General features: G+C 42.6%; 1 protein-coding gene. It reads right to left on the reverse strand.

The features are described from left to right. Nucleotides 1-448, reverse strand: a 448-nt coding sequence (locus tag BN338_RS10560; RefSeq protein ID WP_039762557.1) for a phage capsid family protein, incomplete at both ends; no start/stop codon positions are given.

Raw genomic sequence — 448 nt, forward strand, 5'->3', positions numbered from 1 at the left:
GGAAACAACAATCGTTCCAAAATCTTGCGCTGTTTGTGCACTATTTGGCATTTGGAAGCGGGTTTTTTTCATGCCTATCAGCGTCTTAGCCGCAACACCAAACTGACGTTCATAATCAAAAAACTCTTCCTTAAGAGTGTAATTGGTGGCACTATGATTTTTTCCAAAGCCTATAACTGCACTTTGTGCTCCTAAGAATACCGCACGACGGACCGTTTTAACCGCTGTATTGTCTGTCGACTTAACACCATGCGTAACCTCTCTGGCTTCGCGTAAAACAACACCATTATACATGCCAAGAGAACCATCAAAGATTGGGTTCTTCTTACGGGAAGTTGCATAAACTGCTTTCTGAATATCGAGCCATTCACCTTCTGCTGTGTTGGTGCGCAATTGCTTCACTTGTGTGGGGTGCAAATACATAACATAAACCTCATCACCATCTATA

This window comes from Bartonella queenslandensis AUST/NH15, from assembly GCF_000312585.1.
Taxonomy (GTDB): Bacteria; Pseudomonadota; Alphaproteobacteria; order Rhizobiales; family Rhizobiaceae; genus Bartonella; species Bartonella queenslandensis_A.